Source organism: Kytococcus schroeteri (assembly GCF_042433515.1).
Taxonomy (GTDB): Bacteria; Actinomycetota; Actinomycetes; order Actinomycetales; family Dermatophilaceae; genus Kytococcus; species Kytococcus schroeteri.
The window spans coordinates 75951-99378 of the sequence record NZ_JBHLVH010000011.1 but is presented as its reverse complement, the minus strand read 5'-3'; the positions used below and the strand labels follow the sequence as shown (position 1 = coordinate 99378).

The following is a 23428-nucleotide window of genomic DNA, read 5'->3' as shown; positions in this document are numbered from 1 at the left end:
TGTCCCTGCCTCCGGTCACCGGCGCTGTGTGCTGGCTCCTGCAGGTGCCTCCCGGCGGGCCCAGCCGACCAGGGCGAGCACCAGGCCCGCCAGGAGCAGGGCCGGCGAGGCGAGCATCGCCGTGAGCTCGGCCGTGGTCATCCCGGGGGCGTCCGGGCCACCCTGCTCCATGGCGTCGATGGCAGCCATGTCCGTGGAGAACCACACGCACAGGAACAGGGCGAGGCCCAGGGTCAGCAGGCCGACTCCGATCGGGAGCAGGCGCGGCGTGGGGCGGGTGGTCATGCGAGGTCCTCCTCGGTGCTGGTGCTGGTGCGGTCACGACTCTCGGTGCAACCAGCCTCGCGCACGAGGATTGCCGAGACACCCGGCCCCGGGTGCCGGCCGCTGCGTGCCGTGGGTCACACTGGTCCGCATGACGGACGCCACCACCCTGACCGCTGCCCGCCCCGCCGACTCCGGGGACATCCTCCCCGTCGCCCGTGAGCAGGTGCTCGAGCGCGGCGTGGGCCTCGACGCCGACCAGGTGGAGCAGGTGCTCAACCTCCCCGACGAGCGCGTGGAGGAGCTGCTGGCCCTGGCCCACGAGGTGCGGGTGCGTCACAACGGTGAGGGCGTCGAGGTCGAGGGCATCGTCTCGCTGAAGACCGGCGGGTGCCCGGAGGACTGTCACTTCTGCAGCCAGTCCGGGCAGTTCACCTCCCCGGTGCGCGCGGTGTGGCTCAACGTCAAGGAGCTCATCAAGGCCGCCCGGGAGACCAAGGAGACCGGGGCCAGCGAGTTCTGCATCGTGGCCGCCGTGCGCGGTCCGGACGAGCGCCTCATGGACCAGCTGCGCAACGCCATCGCCGCCATCAAGGCCGAGGTGGACATCGACATCGCGGTCTCGGTGGGCATGCTCACCCAGGAGCAGGTGGACCAGATGGTGGAGATGGGCGTCCACCGCTACAACCACAACCTCGAGACGGCGCGCTCCTACTTCGACCAGGTGGTCACCACCCACACCTACGACGAGCGCCTCGAGACCTGCGCCATGGTCATCGAGTCCGGCATGGAGCTGTGCTGCGGCGCCCTGGTGGGCATGGGCGAGTCCGTCCGCCAGCGCGCCGAGCTCGCCGCCGAGCTGGGGGCCCTGGAGCCGCACGAGGTGCCGCTGAACTTCCTCAACCCGCGCCCCGGCACGCCGTTCGGCGACCTGGAGCCGATGGGGGCCCAGGACGCGCTGCGCACCATCGCCGCCTTCCGCCTGGCCCTGCCGCGCACCATCCTGCGCTTCGCCGGCGGCCGTGAGATCACCCTCGGGGAGCTCGGGACCCGCCAGGGCCTCACCGGCGGCATCAACGCGATCATCGTGGGCAACTACCTCACGACGCTGGGTCGCGACCCGCAGCAGGACCTCGACCTGCTGGCCGAGCTGAAGATGCCCATCCAGGCGCTCAGCAAGACCATCTGACGTGGCGGCTGAGGGTCCGAGGGTCGTGGCCGGCGGTGGGAGGGGTGCCGACGCCGGCGCCGCCACCCCTGACGCCCACGCCGTCCATCCCACGTACTGCGGACACTGCGGCGAGCCGCTCGCGGATGCCGGGCACGACACCTGCACCCGGCGCCTCGAGCTGGAGCCGCCCCGGTACTGCCCTGCCTGCCGTCGGCGCATGGTGGTGCAGGTGACGCCACGCGGGTGGACGGCGTCCTGCTCCCGCCACGGGGTCACCACGGCCTGAGCGGCCCGAGTGTCCTGGGCAGCATGAGCGACCTGACCGACCCGTGTGGGTCGACGGCAGGGCGGGCGGTGTCCACTCATTGGTCCGCCCTCCTGCTCCGCCCGCCCCGCCGGTGGAAACGCAGGACCCCGCGGCCCTCGCCGTCGCAGGTGATCGTGTGGGTGAGCGAGGGGTCCTCGAGCCGCCGGTGGTGCCGGCCGCACAGGGGGAGGGCGTTGACCAGGTCCGTGGCCCCGCCCGGGGGGCCGCCCCGGGCCGACCCGGACCCCCAGGGGTCCACGTGATGGACCTCGCACCAGGCGAACGGTCGATCGCAGTTCTCCTCGGCGCACTCGGTGTAGCGCAGGGCGAGGGCCCGGCGTTGCGTCTCGGTGAACAACCGGGTCCGTCGCCCGAGGTCGAGGGGGACGGAGTCGCCGCCGAGGACCACCGGGACGATGCCCGCGCCGGCAGCCAGTCGGCGCACCTCGCCGGCAGACACCTCGACCCCCGTGTCGGTGAGGCCGGCTCGGTCGGTCTCACCGCGCAGGGTCTCCAGGGTGGTGGTCACCAGCACCGTGACGTTGGTCCGACCGCCCAACTCGTGGGTGGGCAGGTGGTCGATCAGCTCGCAGAGGGCCTTGCCCTTCTCGTGGGCCCAGTCGACCTGCCGGTCCTTCCACGAGAGGTGCTCCCTCCCGGTTGCCTCTGGCCCCGCAGTCTCGACTGGGGTCCTGTCCGTCGCGTCCTTGCGCGCCAGTCGCCGCGGTGCCACGAGCGCATCGAGCACCTTGCCGAGCATGTGGCCCTGGAGCGCGGGGAGGGTGAACCGCCCGTGGACGGTGCCGTCGCCGTTGTCGCGCATCCAGAAGGACGCGGCCTCCCACGCCTTCTGCTCCTGAGTGCGCACGCGCTCGTCCTGGTGGCTGTCCACCACGGCCTCCGGCACGCCCAGCTCTCCCAGGACGCGGCGAGCCGCCCGGCGCAACGAACGAGGAGTCAGTCGCTCGGCCTTGCGGACGAGCACCTCCTCGGCCCGGAGTCGTAGTGCGGGGTCCACGTCTGCGGGGAGGGCGTCGAGCTCCTGCAGGACCACCATCGCGTGCTCCTGGGAGAGCAGCCCCGCATCGAGCGCGCGTGCCAACGGACGCGGTCCCGGCGCGGTGGGCGGCCCCGGTTCAGGGGTCGAGGGACTTCCCGCCTCGTCCGACGTGGTCCCCGGAGACGGGGGAGGGCCCACGGGCTCCGCGAGTGCCTCGGCCAGTACCGCGTCGCGCCGCGTCCCGCCAGAGGTGCGGGCGTTCTTTGCCGCCGCGAACTGTGCGTCGTCGTCGTGCACGGCCCGCCCGGCCCGGCGCGCGGTGGCCAGCACCGAGTGGGAGCGTACGCGGACCTGCTGGCCCCGGTCCCCGAAGCGCGTGGCGGTCCGGGTCAACCACTCGAGCTCCGAGGGGCTGACGGGCAGGTCCTCCTCGGAGCCGGCCGCGGTCAGCGCGGCCAGCAGTCGGTCCACGGCCTGGTCCGCGGCGGCGAACGCCTCGGTCACCTCGTGCCAGGCGCCGGCGCTGCCCGGCGGCTGCCCCGGCGCGATCGGGGCTGTGGTCGAGCCACCGTCGACCACGCGGGGTGGCGCACCTGCGTCCTGTGGGAACCGTTCCGGCATCGTCTTGGGCACGTACACCACCCCCTCGTGGCTCACCGAGGGTCGGACCCCCTGTCCGACCGGCTACCTCAAGAATAGTACATGTATTGCATCAAGTGCAACCCGCGCATCGAACATGTGGACGGTGTGATGCTGGGGCTGCCCGGCCAGCGGACCCTGTGGACATCCGCTCATCGGTGCTCACCCACCACCAGCACCGCCTCGTTCCAGAAGCGCAGCACGCCACCCTGCGCCCGGGCTCCCGCCCGAACCCTCCACGCCTCCCGCACCCGCACCCGGGTCGCCTGGTCCTGCGCCAGGAACCTGCGCCCGGGCCCGGCGATCCCCGCCTCGACACCCGCCCACAGGTCCGCCGGGGCCACCGCCCACTCCCACTCCACGGTCCGGGCCTCGCGCACCGTCAGCCCGGCCTCCCGACACAGGCCGGCCAGGCCCTGCGGGGTCCGCGGGAAGTCCACCTCCTCGGGCAGTCGCTCCGGCGCCACCTCCCGTGCGTCCGCTGCGGAGAAGACCTCGCCCACCAGCCCACCCCACCCGGCGCCTCCTGCCGGCCACACCGTCATCGCCACGCGTCCGCCCGGCGCCAGCACGCGCGCCATCTCGCGCACCCCGTCGACCGGGTGGCCGAGGTGGTTCACGACGAAGTTCGCCACCACCCCGCTCTGGCTCCCGCTCGCCACCGTGAGGCGCGGGAGCCCGCCGACCTCCACCCGTCCGGGTGCCACGCGCGCGGCGCAGGCCACCATCGCGGGTGAGGGGTCGACCCCCGCCACGTCCCACACTCGGTCGAGCGCCCGTCCCAGCAGCCCGCCCGGACCGCACCCGACGTCCAGGACCCGCCCGGCGGGCAGCGCGTCCAGCAGCAGGTCGTGCACCCCGGCACACAGCGCCCCGAACGACCGTCGGTACGCCTCGACCGCGCCCCACGCACCGTCCGACCCCGCCCCGCTCACCGCAGCACCTCCTCGATCTCCCGCGCCGCCGCGCGTGCGGGCCGCCCCACTCCGATGAGCGTCGCCGACGCCGGCCCCGTCCAGTCTCCGTAGCCCATGAGGTGCAGCCGCGGCTCCCCGGCGGCCCGCGTCATCGACCCCGGTGCCACCGCCACGTGCCCGCGCTCACCGCGCACCCCCAGCGGGCGCAGGTGGGCCAGCGCCGGTCGGTACCCCGTGCACCACAGCACGGCGTCCACCGGCAGCTCCTCGCCCGGCGCCACGGGCGGGCTGTTCCACGTGGAACCGGCCGCCTCCGCCGCCTCCTCGCCCCACACCACGCCCGATGCGGTGAGCCGCGCCACCATCGGCACGGCACCCAAGCGCCCCTCGGCCAGGGCCGCGCGCACCTCCGGCACCTGCACGATGTCGCCGAGCGTCCCCACCCCGCCGTCGTCCGGACGGCCGGCATCGAGGGCGGCCCGCCGTGCTGTGGCCACGTCGAAGAGCACCCGTCCGTCCACCTCGGGCGGCATGAAGCGTGGCGGACGCTGCGTCGCCCACACCACCTCGCGCGATGCCGCGAGCTCCGCCGCCAGCTGCGCCCCGGTGTTGCCTCCACCCACCACGAGCACCCGCCCGCCCGGCACCGACTCCGGCCCCCGGTACTGCGCCGAGTGCAGCTGTGCGCCTGCGAACTCCCGCAGGCCCGGCACGCTCGGCCAGAACGGCCGCGACCACGTGCCGGTGGCGCTCACCACGGCCCGCCCCCACCAGGCCGATCTCTCGCCCTCGGGTCGCCCCTCGACCACCAGTCGCTCGCCCTCGCGCCGCACGGCATCGACCCGCACGGGCCGCTGGACGGGCACCTCGTAGCGCTCCTCGTACGCCGTCAGGTAGTCGGCCACGTGCTGCCGCGAGGGGAACGCCCCCTCACCGGTCCACCGCGGCATGAGCCACCCGGGCAGCGACGAGTGCTGCGGCGGGCTGAACGCGTGCAGGCTCGGCCACATCCGCGCCCACGCGCCACCCGGCCCGTCGGCGTCGTCGAGCACCACGTGCCCGATGCCGGCGCGCCGCAGCCAGTAGCTCGTGGCCAGTCCGGCCTGCCCGCCGCCGATGACGACGACGTCCGCCTCCGCGTCCACCGGTGCCTCAGCGCAGCTCGTCCGCCAGCGCCTGCACCCGGCCGTCGATCTCGTCGCGCAGGGCCGCCATGCGCTCGGCGCCCTGGAGTCCGCGCTCAGACGGCTCCTCGGTGCTCCACCGGCGCACGTCACCGGGCAGGTGCCCCTCCAGCTCCGCCGGCAGCTGCGCGTTGTCGCCCACCAGCACGATGACGTCGCTCGCCGCCGCCAGCTCCGGCGTCAGCTGCTTGGGGTGCTCCCCGGCCAGCGAGGCGCCCACCAGGCCCAGCGACTCCGCCGACTCCCCGTTGACGCCCTTCTCCCACGGCGCGGCGGCCACGCCGGCACTGAGCACCTGCACGCCGGGCACGGCCAGACGCCGCATGAGCCCGGCGGCCATCTGCGACTTGCCCCGGTTGCTCGAGCACACGAAGGTCACCACGCGCTCCTGCGGCCGCGGCCACGCCATCGGCTCCACGCCGAGGGAGCGCAGCAGCTCCTCCACACGCCGCCGGATCTCGTCGCGCACCGGACGGACCTCCTCGACGGGGCGCCCAGCCGGGTCGTCCAGCGCCCAGTCCTCGCGACGCACCCCGGGCACGTACGGGCACTCGTCGCCGCAGCCCATGGTGACCACCACGTCGGAGGCCTCCATGTCCTCGCGGCTGAGCACGCGCGGGGCCACGGCGCCCACATCGATGCCGACCTCCGCCATCGCCTCCACGGCGGCCGGGTTCACGGCCTCGGCCGGCTGGGAGCCCGACGAGCGCACCTCCACCCGGTCGCCGCCCAGCGCACGCGTCCAGGCCGCGGCCATCTGGGAGCGGCCGGCGTTGTGCACGCAGACGTACATGACGGCGGGGCGGTCGCCGGCGGGCGCCGGGGTGGGCTGGTCGGTCATGCGGTCGCTCCTTCGCGGACGGAGGCGGGGAACAGGCGGCGTCGCAGCCACAGGGACACGTACACCAGCCCCACGAGCACCGGCACCTCGATGAGCGGCCCGACCACACCGGCCAGGGCCTCACCGGAGGTGAGTCCGAAGGTGGCGATCGCGACGGCGATGGCGAGCTCAAAGTTGTTGCCCGCGGCGGTGAACGCCAGCGTCGTGGTGCGCTCGTACCCCATCCCCAGCGCCCGGCCCAGGGCGTACGAACCGCCCCACATGAGGACGAAGTAGGCCAGCAGCGGCAGCGCGATGCGGGCGACGTCCAGCGGGCGCGAGGTGATCTGTTCACCCTGCAGGGCGAAGAGCACGACGATGGTGAAGAGCAGCCCGTACAGCGCCCACGGGCCGATGGCCGGCAGGAAGCGGTTCTCGTAGCGCTCGCGGCCCATCCGGCGCTCCCCGAGGTGGCGGGTGAGGAAGCCGGCCACCAGCGGGATGCCCAGGAAGATCAGCACGCTCTTGGCGATCTGCCACATCGAGACGTCCAGCCCGGTGGTGTCCAGGCCGAGCCAGCCGGGCAGGACGGCCAGGTAGAACCAGCCGAGCAGGCCGAACATGACCACCTGGAAGACCGAGTTGATCGCCACCAGGACGGCGGCGGCCTCGCGGTCACCACAGGCGAGGTCGTTCCAGATGATGACCATCGCGATGCAGCGGGCCAGACCGACGATGATCAGGCCCGTGCGGTACTCGGGCAGGTCGGGCAGGAAGATCCACGCCAGGGCGAACATCAGCGCCGGGCCCAGCACCCAGTTGAGCAGCAGGGAGCTGCCCAGCATGCGCCGGTCGGCGGTCACCGTGTCGAGGCGGTCGTAGCGGACCTTCGCCAGGACCGGGTACATCATCACCAGCAGGCCGATGGCGATGGGCAGCGAGATGCCGTCCACCTGCACGGTGTTGAGCGCCTCGCCCACCCCGGGCACGATGCGGCCCAGCAGCAGCCCGGCCACCATCGCCGCGCCGATCCACAGCGGCAGGTAGCGGTCCAGGGTGGAGAGGCGCTCGGTGACCTGGGCCTCGGCGGCATCCGGTGGGGTCTGGGTGGTGGTCACCGGGGGTCCTCTCGGTGGGCGGTCGGGGGGGGGAGGGCGTCGGCGGGGATCGTGCAGGGGTGGACACGGGACGCGCCACGACGTGAGGGGAATGACGCGCCCGTGCATCGACAGCTGTCGATGGAGGAATCGTGACACAATGCATCGATGGACGTCAATGTGTGCTGTGGTGGGCTCCCGGTGGCGATCTCGGACGCGGAGGCCGAGCACACGGCATCGGTCATGAAGGCGCTCGGGCACCCGGCGCGGGTGCGGCTGGTGGCCGCCATCCGCGCGGCCGACGGCGGCGAGGCCTGCGTGTGCGACCTGCAGGAGGTGGTCGACCTGGCGCAGCCGACGGTCAGCCACCACCTCAAGGTGCTGGTCGATGCGGGGCTGCTCACGCGCGAGAAGCGGGGGCAGTGGGCCTGGTACGCACTCGACCAGCAGGCGTGGGCGGCCGTGGGGGAGCTCTTCGCCTGAGTCGCGGCGCGAGTGAGCCCGGCGGGTGCGACGAGGCACCGGCCGGGCTCACCCCATCAGGTCCGTCAGGCGGGCTGGGCCTCGCGGGCCGGGGTGGTCTGGGTGCGGCTGCCCTGCTTGGCGGCCTGGTAGGCGGCGGCCTCCTCGGCCGAGAGGACGGAACCCTCGCCCAGGAGGGACTCGATCAGCGCGTCCACGCGGACCTTGAGCTCGTCGCGGGTGGCGCGCACGGACTCGACGTCGTCCTCGTCCAGGGTGATGTGCCAGTCCACGTGCTGCTTGGCGGTGAAGTCCTCGCCCAGGTCGGGGCTGGCGATGCTCACCACCACGTCGGCGGCGTGGAGCACGTCGCGGTTCACGGCGCGGGGGTACAGGGTGGTGGTGTCGATGCCGTGCTCCTGCATCACCTGGATCACGGCGGGGGCGATCTCCTTGGCGCGGCGGACCCCGCCGGAGAGCACGTGGATGCGGCCGCCGGAGTACTTGTCCGTCATCACGGCGGCCATCTGGGTGGCGCTGGCGTTGCGAGGGCTGACGAACATCACCACCGGGTGCCCCGTGACCGTGGCGCCGCGGGCGTGGGCCAGGGCCTGGAGGTTCTCCTTGGCGTAGCGCTCGGCCAGCACCGGGATGTGGTCGCGGACCCTGGCGGTGGCCTCCATGTCCTCGCGGACGGCGTGCAGCTCGCGGGCCACCTCGTCGCGGGTGAACACGGCGTCGAACTCGCTGGCCAGTCGCTCCACCGCGTGCTCGTACTGCTGGGCGGTGCCGATGATGGTCATGGGTGCCTCCTGCGTGCGGCGGGGCATCCCGTGCCTCCGCCCCGGTAATTCACCCGATGTTAACCCAGTATTCACTTTCGGGGAAGGGTTTCGGCGCCCGGCGAGTTGGGCGGCTCAGGCCAGCCGGTCCACCCGGGCCCGCTCGTACTGCCCGATGGCCACCGGCTGCGCCCCCAGGTCCGATGCGGCGCGCATCCACCAGTGCGGGTCCGCCAGAGCCGCCCGCGCGAGGAGCACCGCATCGGCCTGCTCCTGCCCGACGATCGTCTCGGCCTGGTGCGGCGAGCTGATCTCACCCACTGCCCCCACCGGTACCTCGAACCCGGCCTCCCGCAACGCCTCCCGCACGGCCGTCGCGAAGCGCACCTGGTAGCCCGGCCCGGAGACGATCTTCGGCGCCGGCAGGTTGCCACCGCTGGAGACGTCCACGAAGTCGACCCCCAGTTCCGCCGCGGCCACCACGAACCGCTGCAGCGAGGCCACGTCGCCCTCGACGTCCTCCCAGTCGGTCGCGGAGATGCGCAGCAGCACCGGCATCGATGCGGGGACGCGCCCGCGCACCTCGCGCACCACCTCGAGGCCGAACCGGTGACGGCCCGCCTCGTCGCCGCCCCAGGCGTCGGTGCGCGTGTTCACCAACGGCGAGATGAACTGGTGCACCAGGTACCCGTGGGCGCCGTGGATCTCGACCGCGTCGAAGCCGGCCGCCACAGCGCGCTCGGCCGCGTCGCCGAACGCGGTCACGGTGGCGCGGACCTCCGCATCGGTCAGCGCGCGGGGCGCATCGAGGTCGCCGAAGGCCTCGTCGGTGGGGGCGACCGTCTGCCACCCGGAGGTCTCGATGCTGTGCGCGTAGCCCTGCGCGTCGGCCCCCACCGGCACCGACCCGCTGCGGCCGTCGGTGCCGAACGGGCGCCAGGTCGAGGCCTTGCGCCCGGCGTGCGCGAGCTGCACCGCGGTGGTCACGCCCGTGCCCAGGCCGTGCACGAAGTCGTTCACGCGGCGCCAGCCGGCCACCTGCTCGTCGTTCCAGATCCCCGCATCGTGGGGGGAGATCCGGCCCTCGGGGGTGACGGCCGCTGCCTCGGTCACGATCATCGAGGCTCCACCGGTGGCGAAGGCACCCAGGTGCACCAGGTGCCAGTCGTTGGGCACGCCGGGCGCGGTCACGGGGTCGCAGGAGTACTGGCACATCGCGGCCACCCACGCCCGGTGGCGGACCTCCAGGTCGCGCAGCGTCATGGGCTCGAACAGGGCGATGGGGCGGGGCATGGGTCCTCCGATGTGGTGGGGCGGGCGTCCGGGGCGTGAACGCACCCTTGTGGCCCGCAATTCCTCAGTCCGCGTGAACCTCGTCTGCCCTCGACCAGTTCAGTTGGGTAAAGGTTTGCCCAAGATCTCCCCTGGGTATGGACATCGTGTGTGTGTGGAATTCTTGAGTCGGCACATGCCGGCACTTCACACACTGGAGGAATCGTGAACAAGAAGTGGACGGGGTTGATGGTCGCGGCGGCGACGATCTGTGCCACCCCGATGATCGCTCAGGCCGCGGGCACGACGGATGGAAGCGGGTGCAAGATCTACGCAGCCACGCCGGGGTACGGCGCCCCGGGGCAGGTGTCGGGGTACGTCTCTCGCTTCGGGTCCGGGTGCTCGAAGGGTGACGTCACCGGCAAGTTGATCCACGCGAAGTGGGGGCCCGACTACGTGGTCTCCAGCTACGAGGGGTACCTCTTGGGTAGCCGGAAGTACCTGTCGGGCGGCGGCACCAGCGGTGACGTCTACTTCACCAAGATCTACGGTGCCACCGGGGCATCCGTGGCCTCGGACCGATTCACGTTCTGACGAGAGGAACGACGTGCAGCTGCAGGCGGCAGGGCTCACCAAGCGGTACGGCACCAGGACCGCGCTCGATGCGGTCGACCTCACCCTCGAGCCCGGCGTGTTCGGTCTGCTGGGGCCGAACGGAGCGGGCAAGAGCACGCTGATGTCGATCCTCGCCACGCACGTCGCACCGACCGCCGGTTCGCTGGCGATCGGGGACCATCGCGTCTTCGAGGGCCAGCGGCCCGGCCCGGGTCTGGAGGGGGCCCGCCGCCTCATCGGCTACCTGCCGCAGAAGTTCACGATCATGGGTTTCTCCAGTGTCCGCCGCAACGTGGAGGTCGCGGCGTGGGCGCAGGGGGTCGATGCGGCGGAGGTGCCCGCCGCCGCAGACCGCGCCCTGGCGCGGGTGGGCCTGTCGGACCGGGCCACCTCCCGCGCACGCTCCCTGTCCGGCGGCATGCGCCAGCGCCTCGGCATCGCGTGTGCCTTGGCCCATGACCCGCAGGTGGTGCTCTTGGACGAGCCCACCGCAGCTCTGGACCCGGTCCAGCGCGCTGGGTTGCGCGACGACCTGGCTGAGCTGGGACGCGATCGCATCGTGGTCGTGACCACCCACATCGTCGAGGACATCGCGCACATCGCCCAGCGTGCTGTCGTGATGGACCACGGCAGCTTCCGGTTCGACGGCACCGTGGCGGATCTGGCTGATCTCGGCGGGGGCGATGTCGTGTCTCCCCTCGAGGCGGGCTACCGCGCCGTCCTGGCCGACCCGGTGCCCGCCGCATGAGGCGCCTGTCCGCCGCCCACCACCCGCTGTCGCTCGCGGTGCTGGCGTTGCTCGTGGCGCTCTCCTTCGCCGTGGAGGCACCCCGTGACTGGCCCCCGGCTGACTGGGGGCGCCTTCCCTTGACCGTCCGGGACTACTCGGTCTGGGCGGCGGTGCTCGGTGCGGTGTGGGGGGCGGTGACGGGTTTGCGGCACGGTCCCGGCAGCGTCGCCCCCGGGCGGTCGACCGGCCGCAGCATCCCCAGTCTCTTGGCCGGTGAGGTGGGTTCGCTGGTCGTCGCGTTGTGGGCGGGGGGCGTGATTGGACTGGTGCCGTTGACCATCACCCTCGCCCGGGGAGCGCCCGGATCGCTCGGCTTCGGGGACGCTCTGGCGACCGTCGCCGGCATCGCACTGCTGGCCCTGTGGCCGATCCTCGGGATGGCCCTCGGCACCCTGCTGGGCCGATGGGGTGTGCTCCTGGCCCCGCTCGTGACCCTCGCCCTGCTCTTCCTGCCGGCGCAGGTGCGAGGCACCCCCTTGGCCAGCATCACGCCGTGGTGGGGCAATGGTTTCCCCGCGCCCGGGTGGGAGATGGCCTGGCCTGCGACGCTCTCGAGACTGGCTGTGCTGGCGCTGGTGGCCGGGGCGCTGCTGCTGCTGGCCGCTTGGCGTTTGGCCACCCCACGAGGAGCCCGTCAACTGCCGGCCAGTGCCCTGGCGGCGGGGGCGGGTGCGGTCGCACTGGCGGCCGTCTCGGTGGGGCTTCGACCCGACATCGTCACCGCCAGCGGTGAGGCGGTGTGCCTCGAGCGGCAGCACGTCACCCTCTGCTCGGCCCCCGAGGAGCAGCAGCTCGTGGCCGCGGCGAGCGGCAGCATCGACGCGATGGTGGGCGCGACCGGAGCGGGTCCGATGACGCTGGCCACCGAGGCGGCGGCATCCCACCAACCCACCGACCTCCCCTTGCGGGGCCTCGGGCAACGGGACCGGTCCTCCGCGGTGGGCACGGTGACGCGCGGCGTGGCATCACAGCTTGCGGGCAGCAGCTCCTGCGGGCCGGGGGTCGCCCAGGGGAACATGGAGGCCTCGACGGACCTGGCCGAGGAGATCCGCCGTCGCGCTGCCTCCCCCGGGCCGGCGGAGAAGGGGACAGGTGCGTCCGCCCTGTCGGTCGAGGAGTTCCGCGCTTGGTACGCCGAGCACCGGAGCGAGATCAAGTCCTGCCGCCTGGGCCCCGAGGCCCTCCGGTGAGCCCCTGGCGAATGTGGCTGTCGGGCCGTTCGGCGGGTGCCGCGGGCGCGGCGGTCGCGCTGGCACTGGTGGCGATGTCCATCAGCTGGGGACAGGCCGTCCACGTGGACCTCGTCCACCCACGCATGGTGCGCTTCTGGGAGGTGCTCGCAGTGCTCACCGCAGTGGCCACGGCCGCGGCGTGGGCTCCGGCCCACCGGCTGTGGGAGGTCACCGGGCACCCACGGCTGAGGGGGTGGGCCCTCGTTCCGTGCCTGGTTGTGGCCCTGGTGGCCGTGGCCGTCCCCCGGCTCGCGAAGGTGCTCGCAGGGTGGTGGCCGGAGTCCGTGCGAGATGCCGTCAGCCAGGCCCCTGGCCAAGCGGTCCACCTCATCGTCTACCCGGGTGTCGTCGAGCAGTCCGTGGGCGCTGGGCTCACGGCGGCCGGGATCGCGCTGGCCTGCATCGGTCTGCTGGGGCGCTGGGTGGGCTCCGTCCTCGCGGTGGCCCTCGCCGCCGCGCTGGTGGTGTGCCAGGCACTGGTGGGGGACGTGGGACTGCCGTGGGCGGTCGATGCCAGCACGCCGCACCCCGCATCGATGCCCGCGGCCTGGGGTGTGTGGGCGGCGGGTACGGCGGTGTGGGTCTGGCGCACCACGCGGCCCACCCTCGTCGGGTTGGACGCCTGAACCACCACCCCCGGGCGCCGGGAACTGGCCAAGAGGGCCCCCGACGGCGCAGACTGTGCGCCGTCCGAGGGTGGCAAGGGTGCCGCCCCGCGATCTGGGAGTCACCGTGAACCGTTCCACCCGCCGCGCCGCAGCCCTCGCCGGGGCTGCACTGCTCGTCCTCACTGCCTGCAGCGCCGGGAGCTCCACCGACCCCGACGGCTCCGGCACCTCCGGCTCCGAGGGGGCCAGCGGGCCCTCCGACGAGACCGTCACCCTCGGCCTGGTGGCCGAGCCCGCCACGTTGGACTTCCGCACCGGTGACGGTGCCGCGATCCCGCAGCTGCTGCTCGGCAACGTCTACGAGACCCTCGTGACCGTCGACCCCGAGTCCGGCGAGATCGTCGATGCGCTCGCGGAGTCGCACGAGGTGTCCGACGACCGCCTCACCTACACCTTCACCCTGCCGACCGACCGCACCTTCTCCGACGGCAGCGAGCTCACCGCGCAGGACGTGGTCTCCAGCATCGAGGCCGTGCAGGGCACGGCCTGGACCAGCTCGCTGAAGTCCCAGATGGACGTCGTCGAGTCCGCCGAGGCCACCGACGACCACACCGTCGAGGTCACCCTGTCCGAGCCCAGCAACAGCTGGCTGTACGCCATGACCACCCGCGTCGGCGCCGTCTTCCCCAGCGAGACCGATGCGGAGCTGGCCACCAATCCGGTCGGCTCCGGCCCGTACGACGTCACCGACTGGAAGCGCGGTGACCGCATCACCCTGGAGCGCCGCGAGGACTTCACGGGCGAGAAGCCGTACTTCGCCACGGCCGTCTTCCGGTACTTTAAGGACGGCACCGCGCTGAACAACGCGATGCTCACCGGCGACATCGACATCGAGACCACCGTGCAGGCTCCGGAGTCCCTCAGCCAGTTCGAGGGCAAGGACGACCTGCAGGTCATCGAGGGCACCACCAACGGCGAGGTCGTGCTCAGCTTCAACCACGGCAACGCCACCATGCAGTCCGAGCCGCTGCGCCAGGCGATCCGTCATGCCATCGACCACCAGGCGCTGCTGGCCACCTGCTGGGCGGGCAAGGGCGAGCTGATCGGCTCCATGGTGCCGCCCACCGACCCCTGGTACACCGACCGCACCGGCGACTTCCCCCACGACCTGGAGAAGGCCAAGGACCTGGTGGAGGAGGCCGGCGTCGACCGCCCCCTGCGCCTGCGCGTGCCAACCCTGCCGTACGCCACCGAGTGCGGGCAGGTGGTGAAGTCGCAGCTGGAGGAGGCCGGTCTGCGGGTGCAGCTCGACCAGCTCGAGTTCCCCGCATCGTGGCTGGAGCAGGTGTACTCGAGCGCCGACTACGACCTGTCCATCGTCGCCCACGTGGAGCCGCGCGACCTCGGCAACGTGTTCGGCAACCCCGAGTACTACCTGCGCTACGAGAACCCCGAGCTGACCAAGGCCCTGCAGGCCGCGGACGCCGGCACGCAGGAGGAGCAGACCGAGCAGATGAGGAAGGCGGCCGAGATCATCAGCACCGACGCGGCGGCGGACTTCCTCTTCCTCCTGCCGAACCTGGTGGTGGCCGACGCCGACATCCAGGGCATCCCCACCAACGCCGTCACCGAGGGGTTCGACCTCACCGCCCTGCGCCGATGAGGTGAGCGTCCTCCGGCGCGCGTCACCCCATCAGGAACTGCGGTTCCGGCCCGCGGCCCACGTACGCTGCCCCCCATGGATGCTCTCGCCACCAAGATCTCCGACATCAACGGGTACTACTGGTACCTGGTGATCGTGCTCCTGGTCATCGCCGGTGTCTGGTTCACCCTCCGCACCGGCGTCGTGCAGCTGCGCCTGCTGCCGGAGATGGTGCGCAACATCCTGGAGAAGCCCGGCTCGGACTCCGATGACGGCATCTCCGCCTTCCGCGCCTTCACCGTCTCCGCGGCCTCCCGCGTGGGCACCGGCAACGTGGCCGGGGTGGCCGTCGCCATCGCCGTCGGTGGCCCCGGGGCGGTGTTCTGGATGTGGGTGCTGGCCATCATCGGCGGCGCGACGGCCTTCGTCGAGTCCACCATGGCCCAGCTGTACAAGGTCAAGGGCGGGGACGGGTACGTCGGTGGGCCGGCGTACTACATCCGCGACGGGCTGGGCTGGAATCCGGTGGCCGTGCTCTTTGCCGTGATCATCACGTTCACCTACGGCTTCGTCTTCAACGCCGTGCAGTCCAACTCGATCAGCTACTCGCTGCAGGACACGCTCTCCGGGGTGGAGAACATCGCGCTGATCACCGGCCTGGTGCTGGCGGGGCTGACCGGCGTGGTCATCTTCGGTGGCGTGAAGCGGGTCTCGGCGGTGACCGAGGTCATCGTCCCGGTGATGGCCACGCTGTACATCCTGGTGGCCCTGGTGGTCGTGGCGCTGAACATCACCGAGGTCCCGGCCATGTTCGCCCACATCGTGGGGCACGCGCTGGGCTTCAAGGAGGTCGCGGGGGCCGGCATCGGCGCGGCGCTGATGCAGGGCATGCGCCGCGGCCTGTTCTCCAACGAGGCCGGTATGGGTTCGGTGCCCAACGCGGCGGCGACGGCCTCGGTGAGCCACCCGGCCAAGCAGGGTCTGGTGCAGGCCCTGGGCGTCTACTTCGACACCATCATCGTCTGCTCGGCCACGGCTTTCGTGATCCTGCTGTCCAACCCCCAGTTCGGCGTCGACGACCCGCAGGGAATCGGCCTCACCCAGAGCGCCCTGCAGGAGCAGGTGGGCAGCTGGGCCGGGCCGTTCCTGTCGGTGGTCATCTTTTTCCTGGCGTGGTCCTCCATCCTGGGCAACAGCTACTACGGGGAGGCCAACATCCGGTTCCTGGCCGGCAAGCGCAACGCCCAGCTGGCCATCATCGTCTTCCGCGTGCTGGTGGTGCTGTGCGTGGTCGGCGGCGCGCTCGGCTCGGTGGCGCTGGTGTGGAACCTGGCCGACCTGGTGATGGGCTTCATGGCCACCATCAACCTCATCGCCATCCTGCCGCTGGGCGGTCTGGCCATCGCGATGCTCAAGAACTACGACGATCAGCGCAAGCGGGGCGAGGAGCCCGTGTTCCGCCGCTCCGAGCTGCCGCAGGCCCGGAACGTCTCGCTGTGGGGTGACGGCATGGGCATGCCCGAGGTCCGCGCCGCCGCGGGGGAGAAGCGGTGAGCGGCATGGATCTCGGGCGGCTCTGATGCTGCTGCGCCTGGCCTCCCGCTTCGCCGTCCTGCTGGTCAGCCTGGCGGTGGCGAGCCTCATCGTGTTCGCGGTGATGGCGGTGCTGCCCGGTGACCCGGCGCGGGTGGCCCTGGGGCTGAACGCCTCTGAGGAGTCCGTGGCGCAGATGCGGGAGGAGTTCGGGCTCGACCGCTCTTGGCCGGTGCGTTACACCGAGTGGGTGACCGGCCTGCTGACCCTGGACCTGGGGCAGTCCTACGTCTCCCGGGCGGAGATCGCCCCGCAGCTGGTGGACCGTTTCGCCGTCACCCTGTGGCTGGTGGGCACGGCGATGGCGCTCGCGGTGCTGGTCGCCGTGCCGCTGGGAGCCGTGATGGCCCTGCGGCACCGGTCCGGCGTGGGTGTGGTGCTCTCCGCGGCCAGCCAGGTGGGCATGGCGGTGCCGGCCTTCCTGGCGGGCATCCTGCTCATTGCCCTGTTCGCGGTGCGGTTGGGGTGGCTGCCCTCCGGCGGGTGGACTCCCCCCATCGAGGGGGTGGGGGAGTTCCTGCGCAACCTGGTGCTGCCCGCGGTCTCGCTGGCGCTGGTGCAGGCGGCGATCCTGGCCCGCTACGTGCGCAACGCCGTGTTGGAGGTGATGGACACCGACTTCATCCGCACCGCGCGGGCCAAGGGGCTCACCCGGCGGCGGGCGCTGGCGCGCCACGGGTGGCGGAACGCCGCGGTGCCGGTGGTGACCGTGCTGGGCCTGTCGCTGACCTCGATGCTGGTGGGGGCCGTGGTCATCGAGCGCGTCTTCGTGATCCCCGGGGTGGGCTCGATGCTGGTGGACGCCGTCGCGCAGCGCGACCTGATCCTGGTGCAGGACGTGGTCATGGTGCTGGTGGCCATGGTGCTGGTGGTCAACTTCCTGGTGGACGTGCTGTACGTGGTGATCGACCCCCGCATCGGAGGACGCGCATGAGCGCCCCCGTGACCCCCGGCGGCGCGTACGGGCCCGCCGCGCCCTCGCGCGCGACCGGCGATGCGGGGCGTCCCCCGAGCCGTGCCGGCCGCGCCTACCTGGTGGTCGGCGGGGTGATCGTGGCCGTGATGGTGGCGATGGCGCTGCTCTCCTACGTGTGGACCCCCTTCGACCCCACCCGGGTGGTCGCCTCCGACCGGCTCCAAGGGCCGAGCGCCGAGCACTGGCTGGGGACCGACAAGTTCGGGCGCGACACGTTCAGCCAAGTCCTCGTCGGGGCGCGCACGACGCTGTACGTGGGCTTCGTGGCCGTGGGCGTGGCTGCGCTGCTGGGGGTGCCGCTCGGCATCCTCTCGGCGATGGGGCCGCGCTGGCTCGACGGGTTGATCATGCGCGCCGCCGACATCGGCCTGGCCTTCCCCGGTCTGCTGCTGGCCATCATGTTCGCCGCGGTCTTCGGGGCCTCGACCACGTCCGCCATGGTCGCCATCGGCCTGGCCAGCGTCCCCAGCTTCGCCCGCGTGACCCGTGCCGGGGCGCTGGGCATCCTGCCGCGGGAGTTCATCACCGCCGCCCGCGTGGCCGGGCGGCGCCCCGCATCCATCGGCTGGCGCCACGTGCTGCCGAACGTGGTGGGGCTGGTCATCGTGCAGGCCTCGGTGAGCTTCGCGCTGGCGATCCTCGCCGAGGCGGGGCTGAGCTTCCTGGGCTTCGGCACGCCGCCGCCCACCCCCAGCTGGGGCCGGATGCTGCAGGAGAGCCAGTCGTTGCTGGCCTCGGACCCGCGCCTGGCGATCGTGCCCGGGGTGGCGATCGCGCTGGCCGTGCTGGGGTTCAACCTGCTCGGCGACGGGCTGCGTGACCGCTTCGACCCGCAGATGCAGGTGGTCGACCAGTGAGTGACATGGCCGCCGACACCCCCGCACCGACTGACCCGCGCCCCCGCCTGGTGGCGCGCGACCTGTCCGTCGGCACCCGCCACCGCACCTTGGTCTCCGGGGTGGACCTCACCCTCGATGCGGGCGAGCGCGTCGGTCTGATCGGTGAGTCCGGGTCGGGCAAGTCGCTCACGGCCCTGGCGATCATGGGGCTGCTGCCGGACAACCTGCACGCCACCGGCAGCATCGAGCTCACGCCCGAGGGGGGTGCCACCACGCAGGTGGTGGGCGCCAGCGACCGTGCGATGTCGCGCATCCGCGGCCTGGACCTCTCGATGGTCTTCCAGGAGCCCATGAGCGCGCTCAATCCCACGATGCGCGTGGGCGACCAGGTGGCCGAGGTGATGGAGATCCACGGCACCGCCCGCGGGGACGCCGCCGCCCGCCGAGCCGTGGAGCTGCTCGAGAGCGTGGGCATCACCGATGCGGCCGCGGTCGCCCGCGCCCACCCGCACCAGCTCTCCGGCGGGCAGCGACAGCGGGTGGTCATCGCCATCGCGCTGGCCAACGACCCCGACGTGCTGATCTGCGACGAGCCGACCACCGCCCTGGACGTGACCGTGCAGGCCACCGTGCTGCGCCAGCTGCTCGACGGCGCCCGCGAGCACGACGCGGCGCTGCTGTTCATCACCCACGACCTCGCCGTGGTCTCGCAGGTGTGTGAGCGCGTGGTGGTGCTCAACGACGGGCAGGTGGTGGAGCGCGGGACGGTGGCCGAGGTCTTCGGCGCCCCCCAGCAGCCGTACACGCAGGCCCTGGTGGCGGCCTCGCGCCTGAAGCCCCGCGCGGGCACCGAGACCACGGTGCTCGACCTCGCCGGATCGCCCGGCATCGATGCGGTGGTCGAGCCCGGCGAGAGCACCCCGCCGGAGGCTCCCGCCGTCGCGGTGGAGGACGTGCGACAGGTCTACACCCGCCCCCGCCGGAGCCTGTTCTCCGCCCCGCCGCAGGTCGTGGCGCTCGATGGGGTGAGCCTCACCGTCGAGCCCGGCGAACGCTTCGGCATCGTCGGGGAGTCGGGGTCGGGCAAGTCGACGCTGCTGCGACTGGTCGCGGGGCTGGAGTCCCCCGCATCGGGGCGGGTCGAGGTGCTCGGGCGGCAGGTCTCGGGCGTGCCGGAGCGCCGGCTCGGGTGGCTGCGGGAGAGCGTGCAGATGGTGTTCCAGGACCCGCGCGACTCGCTGGACCCGCGGATGACCGTGCGCGACGTGGTGGCCGAGCCGCTCGCGGCGCAGGGGTGGTCCGGGGGCGACCGGGACGACCGCGTGGCCGAGCTGCTGGTGCGGGTGGGGCTGGACCCCTCGATGATGCGGCGCCACCCGCACCAGTTCAGCGGTGGGCAGCGCCAGCGCATCAGCATCGCACGGGCCCTGGCGCCCTCGCCGCGGGTGCTGCTGGCCGACGAGCCGGTCTCCGCCCTGGATGTGAGCGTGCGCGGGCAGGTGCTGGACCTCATCGGGGAGCTGGTGGACGAGCTGGGGCTGACGCTGGTCTTCGTGAGCCACGACCTCGCGGTGGTCCGGCACGTGTGTGAGCGGGTGGCCGTGATGCGGCGCGGTGAGCTGGTGGAGGTGGCGCCCACCGAACAGCTGTGGTCCGCGCCGGGGACGGACTACACCCGCTCCCTCATCGAGGCGATCCCGCGCTTGGCGGTCTGAGTGCGGCGGTGCTTTGCGTGCGCGCGGCGCAGGCGTCCCGGGACGCAAGAACCCCGCCCGGCGGTGCCGGACGGGGCGGTGGAGCGGGTGACGAGAATCGAACTCGCGTATTCAGCTTGGGAAGCTGATGTTCTACCATTGAACTACACCCGCGAGGGTTGCGGGAGCCCATGGTACACGGGCTCCCGGGGGTGCCCGCCACGGGCGCGCGAGGTCTCGTTCAACGGCTGTGAGCCACCGCCCTCGCCCCGGTAACCTCGCCCCATGCTGCTGTCCGACCGCGACATCTCCGCCCGCATCGACGCCGGCGACGACTCGGCCGTGCGCCTCGACCCGTGGGAGCCGTCGATGCTGCAGCCCAGCAGCGTCGACGTCCGGCTGGACCGCTACTTCCGGCTGTTCGACAACCACAAGTACCCGGTCATCGACCCCGCCGCCGAACAGCCCGACCTGACGCGCCTGGTGGAGGTGGAGCCCGACGAGCCGTTCGTGCTGCACCCCGGGGAGTTCGTGCTCGGCAGCACCTACGAGCAGATCACGCTCCCGGACGACATCGCCGCCCGCGTGGAGGGCAAGAGCTCGCTCGGGCGCCTGGGACTGCTCACCCACGCGACGGCCGGCTTCGTGGACCCCGGCTTCTCCGGCCACGTCACGCTGGAGCTCAGCAACGTGGCCACCCTGCCGATCGTGCTGCACCCGGGCATGAAGATCGGGCAGCTCTGCTTCTTCCAGCTGTCCTCGCCCGCGCAGCACCCCTACGGCAGTGCCACCTACGGCTCGCACTACCAGGGCCAACGTGGGCCGACCGCCTCGCGCAGCTGGGCGAACTTCCACCGCACCCAGATCTGAGGCGGCCCTCCCCGATGGGGTGAGCGTCGCCCGGGTGCCCGGTGCTGGTCCCGATGCGGTTGTCGGTGGCCCCGCGTAGGGTCGTGCCCATGATCCGCTTCGAGGGCGTGAGCAAGCGTTTCGGCAACGGGACCGTGGCCGTGGACGACCTGACTCTGGAGTGCCCCACAGGGCAGATCACAGTGCTGGTCGGGCCGTCGGGCTGCGGCAAGACGACGAGCCTGCGGATGATCAACCGCATGGTCGAGCCGTCCGACGGCCGGATCCTGATCGACGGGCGCCCGAACACCGACCTCGACGCGAACGAGCTGCGCCGCACCATCGGCTACGTCATCCAGCACGGCGGGCTGTTCCCGCACCAGACGGTGCTGCGCAACGTCATGACGGTGCCCCTGCTGGTCGGTTGGAGCAAGCAGAAGGCCCGCTCCCGGGCGCTGGAGCTGCTTGAGCGGGTGGGCCTCGACCCGGACCTCGCCCAGCGCTACCCCGCCCAGCTCTCCGGCGGGCAGCAGCAGCGCGTCGGGGTGGCCCGGGCCCTGGCCGCCGACCCGCCGGTGATGCTCATGGACGAGCCGTTCAGCGCGGTCGACCCCATCGTGCGCGAGCGGCTGCAGGAGGAGTTCCTGCGCCTCCAGGACGAGATCGGCACCACCATCGTGCTGGTCACCCACGACATCGACGAGGCCATGCGGCTGGGGGATCAGGTCGCCATCCTGCGGGAGGGCGGCCACCTGGCGCAGGTCGACTCCCCGGCGCGCGTGATGGCCCGTCCCGCCGACGACTTCGTGGCCGACTTCGTGGGGCGCGACCGCGGGTACCGCTCCCTGGCCTTCCACACCGGGGAGGTGCCGCTGCAGCGGGAGGACGCGGTCCGCATCGGCGAGCCGCTGCCGCGCGGGGCCGACTGGGTGCTCGCGGTCGACGACGACTCCCACCCGCTGGGGTGGCTGCGGGCCGATGCGGGCGGCACGGCCCGGGAGGGTGAGCTGCGCCTGGGGGGCACGCTCGCCCGCCGCGACGGGTCGTTGCGGGCCCTGCTCGACGCGGCGCTGTCCTCCCCGAGCCAGCGCGGCGTGGTGGTGGACGACGACGGACGGCTGCTGGGGACGGTGCGTCCGCACGACGTGCTCGACGTCATCACGCAGACCGACCGCGCCGACCCGGCCTCGCGCCACGAGGACGAGCCCCGTCCCGAGCAGCCGAGGCGGGAGGACGCTGACGCCACCGCGGGGGGTGCGCCGTGAGCGAGATCGGCAACGTCGAGTGGTCCGAGCTCTGGGAGCTCGGGCTCGCGCACGTCTACCTGGCGGGCCTGCCCCTGCTGATCGGCCTGACGCTCGCCCTGCCGCTGGGGTGGGTGGCTGCGCGGGTTCCGCGACTCCGGACGGCCCTGGTCTCCGGCAGTGCGCTGCTCTACACGATCCCCTCGCTGGCGCTGTTCATCTTGCTGCCGGGCATCATCGGCACGCAGATCCTCGACCCGCTGAACGTGCTGATCGCGATGTCGTTGTACACCGTGGCGTTGTTGGTGCGGAACGTGGCCGACGGCCTGGGGGCGGTGCCGGAGCACGTGCGGCAGGCCGCCACCGCGATGGGCCTCGGGCGCTGGCGGCGGCTGACGCGCGTCGAGCTGCCGCTGGCGGTCCCCGTCATCGCCGCGGGCCTGCGGGTGGCGGCCGTGAGCAACGTCAGCATCGTGAGCGTGGCCGCGCTGGTGGGCATCCCCCAGCTCGGGATCCTCTTCACGCGCGGCTTCAACCGGGATGACCTGGGCATGATCGCCGTGGGCATGGCCGGGTGTGTGCTGCTCGCCCTGCTCTTCGATGCGGTGATCCTGCTGCTCCGCCGGCTGCTCACCCCGTGGCTCCGGGAGGTGCGCGCATGATCGTCGGCGAGATCGTGGCCTGGCTGACTGACCCCGCCAACTGGCAGGGGGAGGACGGCATCTGGATGCAGGTGCTGCGGCACCTGGCGTATTCGTTCGCGGCGCTCGCCCTGGCCTGCCTGGTGGCGGTCCCGCTGGGCCTGTGGATCGGGCACACGGGCAAGGGCTCGGTGGTGGCGGTGAACCTGGCCGGGGCGCTGCGTGCGCTACCCTCGCTGGGCCTGCTGCTGCTGGGGTGGGTGCTGCTGGCGCCGCGCCTGCCCGGTGATGCTGCGTTCGTGCTGCCGAGCCTCATCGTGCTGGCCGTGCTGGCGATCCCCCCGGTGCTCTCGGGGGTGTACTCCGGCATCGCGGAGGTGGACCCGGCCGCGCGGGACGCGGCGAAGGGCATGGGCATGACCGGCATGCAGGTGCTGCGGCGGGTGGAGATCCCCGTGGCGCTGCCCTTGATCCTCTCCGGCGTGCGGGCGGGGCTGCTGCAGATCATCGCGACGGCCACCATCGCCGCCTACGTCTCCCTCGGCGGGCTGGGGCGCTACCTCATCGACGGGCTCGCGGCGCGTGACTACACGCAGATGGCCGGCGGGGCGCTGCTCGTGGCGGGCCTGGCGTTGCTGATGGAGCTGGTCTTCACCCTGGTGCAGAAGCTCGTCGTGAGCCCCGGCCTGGCCGACCAGGAGGCACGATGACGACCGCGCGCCCGACCGCTGCACCTGCTGATCCCGCACGACGACCTACCGACCCCCCATCCACCCCCTCGATCTCCCAG

At 72.5% G+C, this 23428-nt stretch carries 24 protein-coding genes, 1 tRNA gene and 1 pseudogene; 16 read left to right on the top strand and 10 right to left on the bottom strand.

Annotation, left to right across the window (positions count from 1 at the left end; genetic code table 11):
- Window positions 1–15: 15 nt before the first annotated feature.
- Complete coding sequence (locus ACFFHC_RS05175; RefSeq protein ID WP_070705592.1) at window positions 16–285, bottom strand: hypothetical protein; 270 nt, start codon at window positions 283–285, stop codon at window positions 16–18.
- Window positions 286–415: 130 nt separating this feature from the next.
- Between ACFFHC_RS05175 and bioB the strand changes: the two genes are divergently transcribed.
- Entirely contained in the window at window positions 416–1453 is a 1038-nt protein-coding gene (gene bioB / locus ACFFHC_RS05170; RefSeq protein ID WP_070705601.1) for a biotin synthase BioB, read from the top strand.
- A gap of 1 nt (window position 1454) precedes the next feature.
- The gene (bsaP, locus tag ACFFHC_RS11595; RefSeq protein ID WP_446685142.1) at window positions 1455–1721 is read left to right on the top strand and encodes a biotin synthase auxiliary protein BsaP; all 267 of its coding nucleotides are present in this window, start codon (window positions 1455–1457) and stop codon (window positions 1719–1721) included.
- 76 nt (window positions 1722–1797) lie between these two features.
- Here the strand turns inward: bsaP and ACFFHC_RS05165 are convergent, their stop codons facing one another.
- The 6 genes and pseudogenes from ACFFHC_RS05165 to arsB form a co-directional block, all read right to left on the bottom strand.
- Entirely contained in the window at window positions 1798–3399 is a 1602-nt protein-coding gene (locus ACFFHC_RS05165; protein WP_238138122.1) for an HNH endonuclease signature motif containing protein, read from the bottom strand.
- A gap of 134 nt (window positions 3400–3533) precedes the next feature.
- A complete protein-coding gene (locus ACFFHC_RS05160) occupies window positions 3534–4316 on the bottom strand; it encodes a class I SAM-dependent methyltransferase (protein WP_070705590.1) in 783 nt (260 codons plus the stop codon).
- Window positions 4313–5443, bottom strand: a complete 1131-nt coding sequence (locus ACFFHC_RS05155; protein WP_070705589.1) for an ArsO family NAD(P)H-dependent flavin-containing monooxygenase — start codon at window positions 5441–5443, stop codon at window positions 4313–4315. The genes ACFFHC_RS05160 and ACFFHC_RS05155 overlap by 4 nt, the downstream gene beginning before the upstream one ends.
- 7 nt (window positions 5444–5450) lie before the next feature.
- Window positions 5451–5891 carry an arsenate-mycothiol transferase ArsC gene (locus ACFFHC_RS05150; RefSeq protein ID WP_256374423.1) on the bottom strand — a complete coding sequence of 147 codons (441 nt, stop codon included), beginning with the start codon at window positions 5889–5891 and terminating at the stop codon, window positions 5451–5453.
- Window positions 5889–6323: pseudogene (locus ACFFHC_RS05145) on the bottom strand (arsenate reductase ArsC); the annotation flags it as partial. The pseudogene ACFFHC_RS05145 and the gene ACFFHC_RS05150, both read right to left, overlap by 3 nt.
- Entirely contained in the window at window positions 6320–7420 is a 1101-nt protein-coding gene (arsB, locus tag ACFFHC_RS05140) for an ACR3 family arsenite efflux transporter (protein WP_070705587.1), read from the bottom strand. The gene arsB and the pseudogene ACFFHC_RS05145, both read right to left, overlap by 4 nt.
- Before the next feature lie 147 nt (window positions 7421–7567).
- On the opposite strand from arsB, the gene ACFFHC_RS05135 reads away from it, so the two are divergent.
- On the top strand, window positions 7568–7882 hold the full coding sequence (locus ACFFHC_RS05135) for an ArsR/SmtB family transcription factor (protein ID WP_070705586.1): 315 nt from the start codon (window positions 7568–7570) through the stop codon (window positions 7880–7882).
- 65 nt (window positions 7883–7947) lie between these two features.
- On the opposite strand, the gene ACFFHC_RS05130 is transcribed toward ACFFHC_RS05135, so the two are convergent.
- Together ACFFHC_RS05130 and ACFFHC_RS05125 are read right to left on the bottom strand one after the other, a co-directional pair.
- The gene (locus ACFFHC_RS05130) at window positions 7948–8664 is read right to left on the bottom strand and encodes an arsenate-mycothiol transferase ArsC (protein ID WP_070705585.1); all 717 of its coding nucleotides are present in this window, start codon (window positions 8662–8664) and stop codon (window positions 7948–7950) included.
- Window positions 8665–8778: 114 nt separating this feature from the next.
- A complete protein-coding gene (locus tag ACFFHC_RS05125) occupies window positions 8779–9936 on the bottom strand; it encodes an oxidoreductase (protein WP_379803550.1) in 1158 nt (385 codons plus the stop codon).
- 204 nt (window positions 9937–10140) lie between these two features.
- Here ACFFHC_RS05125 and ACFFHC_RS05120 point away from each other — a divergent pair, with 204 nt between their 5' ends.
- The 9 genes from ACFFHC_RS05120 to ACFFHC_RS05080 all read left to right on the top strand — a co-directional run bounded on the left by ACFFHC_RS05120 (window position 10141) and on the right by ACFFHC_RS05080 (window position 19925).
- Window positions 10141–10509: a hypothetical protein gene (locus ACFFHC_RS05120; protein WP_070705583.1), complete on the top strand. Its 369-nt coding sequence runs from the start codon at window positions 10141–10143 to the stop codon at window positions 10507–10509.
- Between the two features lie 13 nt (window positions 10510–10522).
- Window positions 10523–11278 (top strand): ABC transporter ATP-binding protein, encoded by a 756-nt coding sequence (locus ACFFHC_RS05115; protein WP_070705582.1) that lies wholly within the window; start codon window positions 10523–10525, stop codon window positions 11276–11278.
- Window positions 11275–12510: a hypothetical protein gene (locus ACFFHC_RS05110; RefSeq protein ID WP_070705581.1), complete on the top strand. Its 1236-nt coding sequence runs from the start codon at window positions 11275–11277 to the stop codon at window positions 12508–12510. The genes ACFFHC_RS05115 and ACFFHC_RS05110 overlap by 4 nt, the downstream gene beginning before the upstream one ends.
- Window positions 12507–13178 carry a hypothetical protein gene (locus ACFFHC_RS05105; RefSeq protein WP_141494201.1) on the top strand — a complete coding sequence of 224 codons (672 nt, stop codon included), beginning with the start codon at window positions 12507–12509 and terminating at the stop codon, window positions 13176–13178. Before ACFFHC_RS05110 ends, ACFFHC_RS05105 begins: the two co-directional genes overlap by 4 nt.
- Window positions 13179–13284: 106 nt before the next feature.
- A complete protein-coding gene (locus ACFFHC_RS05100) occupies window positions 13285–14823 on the top strand; it encodes an ABC transporter substrate-binding protein (protein ID WP_379803544.1) in 1539 nt (512 codons plus the stop codon).
- Window positions 14824–14898: 75 nt separating this feature from the next.
- Window positions 14899–16356, top strand: a complete 1458-nt coding sequence (locus tag ACFFHC_RS05095) for an alanine/glycine:cation symporter family protein (protein ID WP_070705578.1) — start codon at window positions 14899–14901, stop codon at window positions 16354–16356.
- A 25-nt stretch (window positions 16357–16381) separates the two neighbouring features.
- Window positions 16382–17329, top strand: coding sequence for an ABC transporter permease (locus tag ACFFHC_RS05090; protein WP_379803540.1), 948 nt, complete (start codon window positions 16382–16384; stop codon window positions 17327–17329).
- Window positions 17326–18228 carry an ABC transporter permease gene (locus ACFFHC_RS05085; RefSeq protein WP_379803537.1) on the top strand — a complete coding sequence of 301 codons (903 nt, stop codon included), beginning with the start codon at window positions 17326–17328 and terminating at the stop codon, window positions 18226–18228. Before ACFFHC_RS05090 ends, ACFFHC_RS05085 begins: the two co-directional genes overlap by 4 nt.
- 5 nt (window positions 18229–18233) lie before the next feature.
- Window positions 18234–19925: a dipeptide ABC transporter ATP-binding protein gene (locus ACFFHC_RS05080; RefSeq protein ID WP_379803534.1), complete on the top strand. Its 1692-nt coding sequence runs from the start codon at window positions 18234–18236 to the stop codon at window positions 19923–19925.
- A 79-nt stretch (window positions 19926–20004) separates the two neighbouring features.
- On the opposite strand, the gene ACFFHC_RS05075 is transcribed toward ACFFHC_RS05080, so the two are convergent.
- A tRNA-Gly gene (locus tag ACFFHC_RS05075) sits at window positions 20005–20078 on the bottom strand.
- Window positions 20079–20189: 111 nt separating this feature from the next.
- Between ACFFHC_RS05075 and dcd the strand changes: the two genes are divergently transcribed.
- From dcd to ACFFHC_RS05055, 4 genes are all read left to right on the top strand, one after another.
- Window positions 20190–20774, top strand: coding sequence for a dCTP deaminase (gene dcd, locus ACFFHC_RS05070; protein ID WP_015780500.1), 585 nt, complete (start codon window positions 20190–20192; stop codon window positions 20772–20774).
- 89 nt (window positions 20775–20863) lie between these two features.
- The gene (locus ACFFHC_RS05065) at window positions 20864–22018 is read left to right on the top strand and encodes an ABC transporter ATP-binding protein (protein ID WP_141494194.1); all 1155 of its coding nucleotides are present in this window, start codon (window positions 20864–20866) and stop codon (window positions 22016–22018) included.
- Window positions 22015–22659 (top strand): ABC transporter permease, encoded by a 645-nt coding sequence (locus ACFFHC_RS05060; RefSeq protein WP_141494193.1) that lies wholly within the window; start codon window positions 22015–22017, stop codon window positions 22657–22659. The genes ACFFHC_RS05065 and ACFFHC_RS05060 overlap by 4 nt, the downstream gene beginning before the upstream one ends.
- Window positions 22656–23348, top strand: coding sequence for an ABC transporter permease (locus tag ACFFHC_RS05055; protein ID WP_141494192.1), 693 nt, complete (start codon window positions 22656–22658; stop codon window positions 23346–23348). Before ACFFHC_RS05060 ends, ACFFHC_RS05055 begins: the two co-directional genes overlap by 4 nt.
- The last annotated feature ends 80 nt before the right edge of the window (window positions 23349–23428 follow it).

What these genes read in the sequence shown, in the direction of transcription:
- dcd (WP_015780500.1), top strand. Translation starts at nt 20,190, where the DNA reads ATGCTGCTGTCCGACCGCGACATCTCCGCCCGCATCGACGCCGGCGAC.
- ACFFHC_RS05095 (WP_070705578.1), top strand. Translation starts at nt 14,899, where the DNA reads ATGGATGCTCTCGCCACCAAGATCTCCGACATCAACGGGTACTACTGG.
- ACFFHC_RS05065 (WP_141494194.1), top strand. Translation starts at nt 20,864, where the DNA reads ATGATCCGCTTCGAGGGCGTGAGCAAGCGTTTCGGCAACGGGACCGTG.
- ACFFHC_RS05150 (WP_256374423.1), bottom strand. Translation starts at nt 5,891, where the DNA reads ATGGCGTGGCCGCGGCCGCAGGAGCGCGTGGTGACCTTCGTGTGCTCG.
- ACFFHC_RS05085 (WP_379803537.1), top strand. Translation starts at nt 17,326, where the DNA reads ATGAGCGCCCCCGTGACCCCCGGCGGCGCGTACGGGCCCGCCGCGCCC.
- ACFFHC_RS05110 (WP_070705581.1), top strand. Translation starts at nt 11,275, where the DNA reads ATGAGGCGCCTGTCCGCCGCCCACCACCCGCTGTCGCTCGCGGTGCTG.
- ACFFHC_RS05055 (WP_141494192.1), top strand. Translation starts at nt 22,656, where the DNA reads ATGATCGTCGGCGAGATCGTGGCCTGGCTGACTGACCCCGCCAACTGG.
- ACFFHC_RS05080 (WP_379803534.1), top strand. Translation starts at nt 18,234, where the DNA reads ATGGCCGCCGACACCCCCGCACCGACTGACCCGCGCCCCCGCCTGGTG.
- bioB (WP_070705601.1), top strand. Translation starts at nt 416, where the DNA reads ATGACGGACGCCACCACCCTGACCGCTGCCCGCCCCGCCGACTCCGGG.
- ACFFHC_RS05130 (WP_070705585.1), bottom strand. Translation starts at nt 8,664, where the DNA reads ATGACCATCATCGGCACCGCCCAGCAGTACGAGCACGCGGTGGAGCGA.
- ACFFHC_RS05175 (WP_070705592.1), bottom strand. Translation starts at nt 285, where the DNA reads ATGACCACCCGCCCCACGCCGCGCCTGCTCCCGATCGGAGTCGGCCTG.
- ACFFHC_RS05090 (WP_379803540.1), top strand. Translation starts at nt 16,382, where the DNA reads ATGCTGCTGCGCCTGGCCTCCCGCTTCGCCGTCCTGCTGGTCAGCCTG.
- ACFFHC_RS05135 (WP_070705586.1), top strand. Translation starts at nt 7,568, where the DNA reads ATGGACGTCAATGTGTGCTGTGGTGGGCTCCCGGTGGCGATCTCGGAC.
- ACFFHC_RS05125 (WP_379803550.1), bottom strand. Translation starts at nt 9,936, where the DNA reads ATGCCCCGCCCCATCGCCCTGTTCGAGCCCATGACGCTGCGCGACCTG.